The sequence below is a fragment of the Caulobacter sp. AP07 genome (assembly GCF_000281955.1).
Lineage (GTDB): Bacteria > Pseudomonadota > Alphaproteobacteria > Caulobacterales > Caulobacteraceae > Caulobacter.
In genome coordinates, this window is the sequence record NZ_AKKF01000170.1 from 1 (window position 1) to 9,801 (window position 9,801).

The following is a 9,801-nucleotide window of genomic DNA, read 5'->3' on the forward strand; positions in this document are numbered from 1 at the left end:
GCGGTGGCCGCCGCCCTGGCGGCCTGCGCGTGAACGCCGACTGGCGCGCGGCCCTGCGGCTGGCGCTGCGGCTGTCGATCCCGCCCGAGGCCTTCTGGCGGCTGTCCCTGGCCGAGTGGCGGGCCCTGACGCAGGTCCCGGCCGCGCCGATCCTGAGCCGCGACGCCCTGGCGGCCCTGGTCGCCCGCTTTCCCGACGAGGAGATCCCATGAGCGATTTCGACCCCATCCAGTCTTGGGGCGGCCTCGACGCCGTCCCGGCCCGCGCCACCGACGCCGCCGCTGCGCTGTCGGCCCTCAAGGCCCCGGCCGAGCAGGCGGCGCGCGCCATCGACGAGGCCTTCGCCAAGGCTGGGACGGGCCTGGCCCGCTCGCTGGCCCACGCCGCCGCCGACGGCAAGATCAGCCTGGCCGAGCTGGCGCGGGCGGTGCTGGAGGCGGTGTCGACGGGGGCGGGCGGCTTGCTTGGAAAGGGGGGAGGCGGCGGCCTGGTCCAGGCCCTGGCCGGCGCGGTCGGCTCGGCCTTCTCCGGAGCCAGGGCCGACGGCGGCGCGGTGACGGCGGGCGGCGCCTACCTGGTCGGCGAGCGCGGGCCCGAGCTGTTCCGCCCGGCGACCGGGGGCTCGATCGAGCCGGCCGGCGCGAGCGGCGTCAACGTCACGGTCAACGTCCAGGGCGGCGACACCGCCGGCCTGGCCCGCTCCGACGCCCAGCTGGCCCAGGCCCTGGCCCGGGCGGTCAGCCTGGGCGCGCGGCGGCTGTAGATACGAAAAACCCTCTCCCGGAGGGGAGAGGGTTTCCACGCCAGCGCTTTAGGCCAGCACCATCGTCAGCGGCGGTTCGCCGTAGCGGTTCTCGCCCGGCTGGCCTTCGGCGGTCCCCACCCACAGGGTGAAGCCGATCATCGTCACGAAGGCGATGGCCAGGCTGACGAACAGCCCGCCGACCCCGGCCAGGGCCGCCCAGCCGGCGTCGCCGTTGGTCATTTCGGCCAGCAGCGCGCCGAAGCCGATCGTCATGGCCGAACCGATGATCAGCACCGGTCCCAGCACGATCGGCAGCACCTGCCACCAGCCGGTGCGGCCCATGTCGTGCAGGCGCTTGGTGTAGAGGCAGACCGAGGCGAACATCGCCGCCAGCCCCAGGGCCCAGCCGATCAGCGGGATCGCGCCGGATACCACGTGAACGCCCAGCAGCATCAACCAGCCGATCCAGAACGCCTGGCGGCCGATGCGGCCGTCGGCGGTGAAGAACAGCGATTTCCAGTCCATGAGAAGTCTCCAATCTTGAGAAGAGACTAGGGCTGGCGAACTCGCGGTTTAAGTGAATTGCAGGTCATGACGCGGGTTTAACCTGGCGCGCGCGGACCGACGCTGAACGAACCAGGCCCAGCCAGGCGAGGACCAGGACCCACAACGGCGTCACGACCAGCACATTGATCACCCCAGGAACGGCCAGACCCATTTCGGCGGTGACGGGCATGGACCGCAACCACGCCCAGGCGGCGACGTCGGCCGTCAGGGTGGCCAGCCCCAAGGCGATCACCGGGCCGGCGCCCAGACCAGCGTCGCGCGATCGCTTCAGGCAGAGCACCGCCATCACGTAGAGTCGGCTCCCAACGACCAGGATGTAGACGGCGATCGAAGCGACGTCTGGAGGCGTCGCCCCGGAGTCGGAAACCAGCAGCGGTCCAAGGGCGCCGGATATGACCGGCGCCGTGGCCAGAACGCCGGTCAGGATCAGCGTTGAGACCTGCTCCATCACATCGCCTTCGACGGCGTCGAACATCGCCGCCGGCAGTCCGGTCAGGCTCAGGCAAAAGACCGCGATCGGCGGGATCGCCTCCAGGCCAAGGCCCATCCAGTAGGCGCGACGATTGATGACGCCGCGAGGGTCGAGCAGCAGTGACACGAGTTTCATCGGGTTTTTCGGTTCTTATCGCGCGGTTGGCGCAAGGTGAGCCCGGGTGACCCGCGCAGCACGCCCAGCCAGAGCGTGAATCCCAGGCCAAGGCCGACGGCGACGACCAGGTCGGCCAGCATCGGCAGGATCACGGCCATATCCTCGCCGAAGAGGCTGTAGGCCCAGAGCCCCATCAGGACGTGGACCAGGAGGGTGGACAGGCCGAAGGCGACCACCACGCCAGGGCCCTTGCCCGCGTGCCGCGCCCGCTTCAGCATCAGGCACGCCGTCACGTAGAGGCGCGCGGCCACGAGAAGCAGCGACGCCGCTAGCGTGACGTCGGGAAGGCCGTCTCCATAGGCTTCTCCAGCGACGTAGCCGACGACGAACGCCTCGCCGATCCCGGGAAGCGCGGCCACGCCCACGGTCCATTCCATCTGGCTCAGGCCCAGATAGACCAACAGGCTCAGGACCGTCAGCTGCAGAAGGCCGCTCCAGAAGCCGCGCCGGTCGACGGCGCCGCGCGGGTCGAACAGCAGGGACACAAGGCGCATCGGCGGGCTCCTCCAGGCTTGCTGCGTCTATAAGTGAATATTCACTCACACACAAGGAGCCGTGCCATGAGCGCGTTCCACGAGGCGCGCCTGCCCGCGCGCCTGGCTTTCGGCTGCACCGGCGGGGTCGAGCGGCGGACCCAGGTGGTGACCCTCGGCTCGGGCTTCGAGCGGCGGTCCAGCCCCTGGGCCCAGGGCCGCCGGCGCTACCTGATCGGCACGGCGACGCGGCCGCTGGACGACGCCGCCGCCCTGGTGGCGTTCTTCGAGGAACGGCGCGGCCGGCTGCACGGCTTCCGGTTCCGCGACCCGGCCGACTGCCGCTCGTGCGCCCCGTCGATGACCCCGGCCGCCGGCGACCAGGCGATCGGGACCGGCGACGGGACGCGCAAGGTGTTCGCCCTGGCCAAGACCTATGGCGACGGCGGGACGGCGGTGGTCCGGCCGATCGCCAAGCCGGTGGCCGGGACCGTCAAGGTCGCCGTGGCCGGGGTGGTCCTGGGGCCGGCGGCGTTCGCCGTCGATACGGCCACCGGCCTGGTGACGGTCAACATCGCCCCGGCGGCCGGCGCGGCGGTGACCGCCGGCTTCGAGTTCGACACTCCGGTGCGCTTCGAGAGCGACCGCATCGACGTCACCCTGGAAAGCTTCAACGCCGCCCGGGTCGGGGCCGTGGCCCTGATCGAGGTGCGGGTCTGATGCGCGCCGTGCCCGAAGCGCTGGCGGCGCGGATCGAGAGCGGCGCGGCCAGCCTGTGCCACGCCTGGATCCTGACCCGGAAGGACGGCGTTCGCCTGGGGTTCACCGACCACGACCGCGACCTGGCGATCGATGGCGTGACCTGCCGGGCGGCCAGCGGCTGGACCGCCGGGGCGACCGAGACGGCGGCCGGCTTCGCGCCGGGGACGGCCACGGCGATCGGCGGCTTCGACGACGCGGGGCTGTCCGAAGCCGACCTGGCCGCTGGGCTGTATGACGGGGCGATCGTGGCCTGCCGGTTCGTGGACTGGTCGGCGCCGGGCCTGGGCGTGGAGCTGTGGCGCGCCACGGTCGCTGGCGCCAAGGCCGAGGGCGGGGCCTTCACCCTGGCGCTGGAAGGACCGCTGGCGGCCCTGGACCGCGTGGCGGGCCGCACCTTCGGCCGGTCGTGCGACGCGGCGTTCGGCGACGGGCGGTGCGGCGTGGACCTCGCGGCGTTCCCCGGCGCGACCTGCGACAAGCGCTGGACGACGTGCCGGGAGGCGTTCGGCAACGGCGTCAACTTCCGGGGTTTCCCCAGCGCGCCGGGCGAGGACTTCCTGACGCTGTACCCGTCGGAGGGCGAGCGGAACGATGGGGGACGGCGGTGAGGCGCGGACTTGCCCCCACCTGGCGGCTGGCGCCGCCTGTCCGCCCCCATAGGGGGCGGAGCCCAAGCGCGCGAACTCTTCCCCCTCTGGGGGAGGAGGGCCGCAGGCCCGGAGGGGGCCAGTGAGCGCCGCCCCGGTATCGATCGGCGAGCGCGCCCTCCACGAAGCCCGCCTCTGGCTGGGCACGCCCTACCAGCACCAGGCCAGCCTGCGCGGCGTCGGCTGCGATTGCCTGGGGCTGGTGTGCGGGGTCTGGCGGGCGCTGCATGGCGCCGAGCCGGAAACCCCGCCGCCCTACCGCCCCGACTGGGCCGAGCTGGGCGGGCGGGAGCTGCTGCTCGAGGCTCTGGACCGGGCCCTGGCGCCGCTCGACCCCGCCTCGGCCCGGCCCGGCGACGTGCTGGTGTTCCGCATGGCGCCGGACGCACCGGCCAAGCATTGCGCGATCCTTTCTGGTCCTGATCGGATGATCCACGCCTATTGGGGCCGGGCCTGCGTGGAGAGCTGGCTGGGCCGTTGGTGGCGCGCGCGGCTGGTGGCGGCGTTCCGGTTTCCGGAAAGCACCCAGCTCAAAACGCCGTCATCCCCCGACTTGTTCGGGGGACCCAAGCCGAGTTGGTCGTTGTCGTTCTGAGGGGCCGCTTGGGTCCCCCGCATAAAGCGGGGGATGACGGCGTTTGGGATCGAAGACCAGCTGCACCTTGAGCGCCCTGCCGGCACGCCGGTCGACGTCTTACCCCCTCCCTCTCCCCATGGGAGAGGGTCTCTGGAGATCCCCCATGGCCCAGGTCATCCTCGCCGCTGTCGGAACCGCCGTGGGCGGGCCGGTCGGCGGCGCCGTCGGCGCGGTGCTCGGCCGTGTCGTCGACAACGCCGTGATCGACGCCCTGACCCCGGCGCGCCGGACCGGGCCGCGCATTCCGGAGCTGCGGCTGTCGGGCGCCGCCGAGGGCGCGCCGATGGCGGCGGTGTTCGGCCGGGCCCGGGTGGCCGGCCAGGTGATCTGGGCGGCGCGGTTCAAGGAGCGCTGGGTCGAGGGCCGGGCGGGCGGGAGCAAGGGGCCGCGCACCAGCAGCGCCGCCTACAGCCTGTCGTTCGCCGTCGCCGTCTGCGAGGGTCCGATCGACGGGATCGGCCGGGTCTGGGCCGACGGCAAGCCGATGGACATGGCCGGGGTGGTCATGCGGGTCCACACCGGGGCCGAGGACCAGGCGCCCGACGCCCTGATCGAGGCGGTGGAGGGCGCCGCGCCGGCCTATCGCGGCGTGGCCTATGTGGTGTTCGAGGATCTACCCTTGGCCGCCTACGGCAATCGCCCGCCGCAGCTGTCGTTCGAGGTGTTCCGCCGGCCCCGCGCCAGCGGCGCGCCGGCGGCCCTGGAAGACCACCTGAAGGGCGTCTGCCTGATCCCCGGGGCCGGCGAGTTCGTCTACGCCACCGACCTGGTCCTGCGCCGCGACGGCCTGACCCGCACCACGGCCGAGACTCTGAACAACAGCGAGGGCCGGGCCGACCTGCTGGTGTCGCTGGACCAGCTTCAAGCCCAGCTGCCCAACGTCGAGGAGGTGACCCTGGTGGTCGCCTGGTTCGGCGACGACCTGCGCTGCGGGTCGTGCGCGATCCGGCCGAAGGTCGAGCAGGCGGCCAAGGCGACGATCCCGTTCGACTGGCGGGTCAATGGCCTGGACCGCGAGGACGCGGCGGTGGTCTCCGGCCATGATAGCGCCCTGGCCTATGGCGGCACGCCGGCCGACCGGGCGGTGCTGCAGGCGATCGCCGAGCTCAAGCGGCGCGGACTAAGGGTGACGCTCTATCCGTTCGTGCTGATGGATGTGCCGGCCGGCAACGCCCTGCCGGATCCGTATGGCGGCGTCGGGCAGGGCGCCTATCCGTGGCGCGGCCGGATCACCTGCCATCCCGCCGCCGGTCGCCCGGGCTCGCCGGACAAGACGACCGCCGCGACGGCGCAGGTCGCCAGCTTCTTCGGCGCGGCCACGGCGGCGCAGTTCGGCGAGGCTGGCGGCCTGCCGACCTACAGCGGTCCGGCCGGCGACTGGGGGCTGCAGCGGATGCTGCTGCACTACGCCAAGCTGGCGCAACTGGCCGGCGGGGTGGACGGCTTCATCCTCGGCTCGGAGCTGCGCGGCCTGACCACGGTGCGCGACGGGCCCTCGTCCTATCCGGCGGTGACGGCGCTGAAGGCGCTGGCCGGCCAGGTGCGCGACCTGCTCGGCCCGGTCACCAAGCTGGGCTACGCCGCCGACTGGAGCGAGTATTTCGGCCACCAGCCGGCCGACGGCAGCGGCGACGTCCATTTCCACCTCGATCCGCTGTGGAGCGACCCCGCGATCGATTTCGTCGGCATCGACTTCTATCCGCCCCTGGCCGACTGGCGGGACGGCGACGACCACCTCGACGCGGCGGCCGGCTTCAAGGGGCCGCACGACCTGGCCTATCTGCGCCACGGCCTGACCGGCGGCGAGGGCTTCGACTGGTACTACGCCTCCGGCGCCGACCGCCTGGCCCAGGTCCGCACGCCGATCACCGACGGGGCCCATGGCGAACCCTGGGTGTTCCGGCCCAAGGACCTGGCGTCCTGGTGGAGCCGCCAGCACTTCGACCGCCCCGGCGGCGTGCGCGCGGCGACGCCCACCGCCTGGGTCCCGGGCGGCAAGCCGCTGCGCCTGGTCGAGTTCGGCTGCGGCGCGGTCGACAAGGGGGCCAACGCGCCGAACCTGTTCGTCGACGCCAAGAGCATGGAAAGCGCCCTGCCGCCGTTCTCGGACGGGACGCGCGACGAGGTCGGCCAGCGGCGGGCGCTGGAGGCGGTGCTGGCCCACCTGGCCGACCCGGCGGCCAATCCGGTCTCGCCGCTGTACGGCGGGCCGATGATCGAGGCGGCCGGCGCCTGGTGCTGGGACGCCCGGCCGTTCCCCGACTTCCCGGCCCGCGCCGCCGTCTGGGCCGACGGACCCAACTGGACCCTGGGCCACTGGCTGAACGGCCGGGCCGGGATCGCGCCGCTGCCGGAACTGGTCGCCGCCCTGGCCGAGCGGGCCGGCGTGACGCTGGATCCCGGGGAAGCCGGCGGTTCGGTGGTGGGCTATGTGGTCGACCGGCCGATGCGGCTGCGCGACGCCTTGGCCCCGCTGCTGGAGGCCTTCGCCCTCGACGCCGTCGAGCGGCGGGACGGCGTGACCCTGGCCGGGCGGGCCGGCCCGGCGGCCCTGGCGCTGGGCGACGACGACCTGGCCTGGCCCGAGGACCGCGCGGCCCCGGTCTCGACCCACCGCGCCCTGGCCGCCCCGCTCCAGGCCCTGCGCCTGCGCTTCATCGACGCCGCCCGCGACTACCAGACCGGCTCGGTGATCGTCCGCCGTGACGGCGGGCCGGAGTCGGGGGAGGGGAGCGCCGACCTCGACGCGCCGCTGGTCCTGGCCGCCGCCGAGGCCCGGGCCGTGGCCCGGCGCCTGTTGGCGGCCGGCGACGGACGCGAGGTCACGGCCCACCTGTCGCCGCTGGTCGCCCTGCGCCTGGAGTCCGGCGACCGCCTGGCCCTGGACGGCGCGGTCTGGCGGGCGGCGCGGATCGACCTGGACGAACATCCGCGCGCCCAGCTGGTCCCGGTGGTCGATCCGGTGCGGATCGACGGCGACCTCGACTGGTCGCCGGCCCCGCCGCGCGAGACCTCGGGTCCGCCGGTTCTCCACGTGTTGGACCTTCCGGGTCAGGATGACGATCGGCCGCTGGTCGCGGTGGCCGCCGCGCCGTGGCGGGCCTTCGACGTCCATGCCGGGGTCGGGCTGGAGGCGCTGCGGGTCCGGGCCACCGCCGCTGTCCCCGCCACGGTCGGCGTCACCCTGTCGGACCTGCCGGCCGGACCCTTGCACCGCTTCGACCGCGCCACCCGCCTGACCGTGCGGCTGGAGGGCGCCGCCCCGCGCGGCCGCGACCGCTCGGCCGTCCTGGCCGGGGCCAACGCGGTGGCCGTGCAGGGCGCGGGCGGCGCGTGGGAGATTGTCCAGTTCCTGGAGGCCGAGCCGGTCGGCGCCGACGCCTGGACCCTGTCGGGCCTGCTGCGCGGCCAGGCCGGCAGCGATCCGGCCATGGCCGCCCTGACCCCGGCCGGCGCGGCGGTGGTGGTGCTGGACGAAGCCCTGGTCCGCGCCGACCTGGCCCTGTCCGAGCGCGGCCTGCCGCTGACCTGGCGCGCCGCCCCGGCCGGCGGCCCGGCCTCGGGTCCGGCGATGAGCCAGACGGCGGCGACCTGGCGCGGCCTGTCGGCCCGCCCGTGGTCGCCGGCTCACCTTCGGGTGCGCAACGCGGCCGGCGACGCCGTCGTCAGCTGGGTCCGCCGCGCCCGTCGGGCTGGCGACGGCTGGGACGCCGAGGTGCCGCTGGGCGAGGAGCGGGAGGTCTGGCGCGTCGAGGTCCTCGACGGCGAGAGCGTGGTCCGCACGGTGGAAACGACCGTTCCGACCTGGACCTACGCCGCCGCCCAGCGCGCCGCCGACTTCCCCGCTGGACCGACCGGCGTCCTGGCTGTCAGGATCGCCCAGGGCTCGGCCCTGTTCGGCTGGGGCGCGTCTCGGCGGGCGTTGCTGTGATATTAATGCAACAATAAGCTTGCACGGCGCGCCGAACCGCCTAATTGAGGCGTTCTGGTCTTTGAAGTGAGGAGCCTCCTTGGCGCGCGATCCCTATCTGGAACTTGGCGTTTCCCGCACCGCCACCGCGGCCGAGATCCGCAAGGCGTTCCACAAGCTCGCCAAGCAGCACCATCCGGACGCCAATACCGGCGACAAGAAGTCCGAGGACCGCTTCAAGCAGGTCAGCGCCGCCTTCGACATCATCGGCGATCCCGACAAGCGCAAGAAGTTCGACGCCGGCGAGATCGACGCCGACGGCCGCGAGACCATGCGCGGCGGCGGGTTCGGCGGGGCGGGCTCGCCGTTCGGCGGCGGCTTCAACCGGGGCGGCGGCGGCTTCGGTCGCGGCGGCGGGGCCGGCGACGGCCCGGAGATCGACCTCAACGACCTGTTCGGCGACATCCTGGGCCGCAACCGCGGCGCGGGCGGCGGCTTCTCGTCGCCGCGCGGCGGCGACGTGCGGGCCCGGCTGGACATCGACCTGGAGGAGGCGATCACGGGCGGCAAGAAGCGCGTGGCCTTCTCAGACGGCCGCACCATCGACGTCACCATTCCGGTCGGCGCCCAGGAGGGCCAGACCCTGCGCCTCAAGGGCCAGGGCAGCCCCGGCCGGGGCGGGGCCGGCGACGCCCTGATCGAGCTGGCGATCAAGCCGCACCGGATCTATCACCGCGAGAACGACACCCTGGTCATGGACCTGCCGATCAGTGTCCCCGACGCGGTGCTGGGCGGCAAGGTCGAGGCCCCGACCCCCGACGGCCCGGTGACCCTGTCGATCCCCAAGGGCTCCAATTCCGGCGCCAAGCTGCGGCTCAAGGGCCGGGGCCTGTCGGACGGCAAGGGCAAGCGCGGCGACCTGTTCGCCCGGCTGGTGGTGACCCTGCCCGACACGCCGGACGCCGAGCTGGAGAAGTTCGCCGAGGCCTGGCGCGAGAAGCGGCCCTACACGCCCCGGCGGCGGTAGGGTCAGCCCTGGCCGGCCGGCAAGGCGGCCTTCTTGATCAGATAGGCGCCCTGGCCCAGGCCGAACGTGCCCAGCAGGGTCGTGTCGATGTCCGGCAGCGTGGTGGTCTTCACGACGTCCAGCACGCTCATGAACAGCAGGCTGGACCACAGGAAGATGCCGGCGGCCACCAGGCTGATCAGGATCATCTGGAAATCCCCCAGGTCGGCGTCGCCCTGATCGTTCTGGAACAGGTCGCGGATGCTGGCCTTGACGCCCGTGGTCGCGGCCGAGGGCTGGGCGGCGGCGGGCGGCGTGTTGGTGGCCGCCAGCGCCGCCGCCGCCGCGTTGGCCGTGGCGACGGCGGCGGCGCCGGCCGCGTTGGCGGCGGCCGCGCTGGCCGTG

11 protein-coding genes are annotated in these 9,801 nt (G+C 73.6%); 7 read left to right on the forward strand and 4 right to left on the reverse strand.

What is annotated here, in order from left to right; translation table 11 throughout:
- Together PMI01_RS14885 and PMI01_RS14890 are read left to right on the forward strand one after the other, a co-directional pair.
- A partial coding sequence (locus PMI01_RS14885; protein WP_007670245.1) for a phage tail assembly chaperone occupies positions 1 to 212 on the forward strand: 212 nt, incomplete at its 5' end.
- The gene (locus PMI01_RS14890; protein WP_007670246.1) at positions 209 to 763 is read left to right on the forward strand and encodes a hypothetical protein; all 555 of its coding nucleotides are present in this window, start codon (positions 209 to 211) and stop codon (positions 761 to 763) included. The genes PMI01_RS14885 and PMI01_RS14890, both read left to right, overlap by 4 nt.
- A gap of 48 nt (positions 764 to 811) precedes the next feature.
- Here the strand turns inward: PMI01_RS14890 and PMI01_RS14895 are convergent, their stop codons facing one another.
- The 3 genes from PMI01_RS14895 to PMI01_RS14905 all read right to left on the reverse strand — a co-directional run bounded on the left by PMI01_RS14895 (position 812) and on the right by PMI01_RS14905 (position 2,455).
- The gene (locus PMI01_RS14895; protein WP_007670249.1) at positions 812 to 1,270 is read right to left on the reverse strand and encodes a DUF805 domain-containing protein; all 459 of its coding nucleotides are present in this window, start codon (positions 1,268 to 1,270) and stop codon (positions 812 to 814) included.
- A 64-nt stretch (positions 1,271 to 1,334) separates the two neighbouring features.
- Complete coding sequence (locus PMI01_RS14900; RefSeq protein ID WP_007670253.1) at positions 1,335 to 1,919, reverse strand: hypothetical protein; 585 nt, start codon at positions 1,917 to 1,919, stop codon at positions 1,335 to 1,337.
- Positions 1,916 to 2,455, reverse strand: a complete 540-nt coding sequence (locus PMI01_RS14905; RefSeq protein WP_007670256.1) for a hypothetical protein — start codon at positions 2,453 to 2,455, stop codon at positions 1,916 to 1,918. Before PMI01_RS14905 ends, PMI01_RS14900 begins: the two co-directional genes overlap by 4 nt.
- Positions 2,456 to 2,521: 66 nt before the next feature.
- On the opposite strand from PMI01_RS14905, the gene PMI01_RS14910 reads away from it, so the two are divergent.
- From PMI01_RS14910 to PMI01_RS14930, 5 genes are all read left to right on the forward strand, one after another.
- Positions 2,522 to 3,154, forward strand: coding sequence for a DUF2460 domain-containing protein (locus PMI01_RS14910; protein ID WP_007670258.1), 633 nt, complete (start codon positions 2,522 to 2,524; stop codon positions 3,152 to 3,154).
- The gene (locus tag PMI01_RS14915) at positions 3,154 to 3,804 is read left to right on the forward strand and encodes a baseplate hub domain-containing protein (RefSeq protein ID WP_007670262.1); all 651 of its coding nucleotides are present in this window, start codon (positions 3,154 to 3,156) and stop codon (positions 3,802 to 3,804) included. The genes PMI01_RS14910 and PMI01_RS14915 overlap by 1 nt, the downstream gene beginning before the upstream one ends.
- A 121-nt stretch (positions 3,805 to 3,925) precedes the next feature.
- A complete protein-coding gene (locus tag PMI01_RS14920; RefSeq protein WP_007670265.1) occupies positions 3,926 to 4,438 on the forward strand; it encodes an NlpC/P60 family protein in 513 nt (170 codons plus the stop codon).
- A gap of 145 nt (positions 4,439 to 4,583) precedes the next feature.
- Positions 4,584 to 8,411: a baseplate multidomain protein megatron gene (locus PMI01_RS14925; protein WP_007670267.1), complete on the forward strand. Its 3,828-nt coding sequence runs from the start codon at positions 4,584 to 4,586 to the stop codon at positions 8,409 to 8,411.
- A gap of 79 nt (positions 8,412 to 8,490) precedes the next feature.
- Positions 8,491 to 9,417: a DnaJ C-terminal domain-containing protein gene (locus PMI01_RS14930; protein ID WP_007670270.1), complete on the forward strand. Its 927-nt coding sequence runs from the start codon at positions 8,491 to 8,493 to the stop codon at positions 9,415 to 9,417.
- A gap of 2 nt (positions 9,418 to 9,419) precedes the next feature.
- Here PMI01_RS14930 and PMI01_RS14935 read toward each other — a convergent pair.
- Positions 9,420 to 9,801, reverse strand: a 382-nt coding sequence (locus tag PMI01_RS14935) for a hypothetical protein (RefSeq protein WP_007670276.1), incomplete at its 5' end; no start/stop codon positions are given.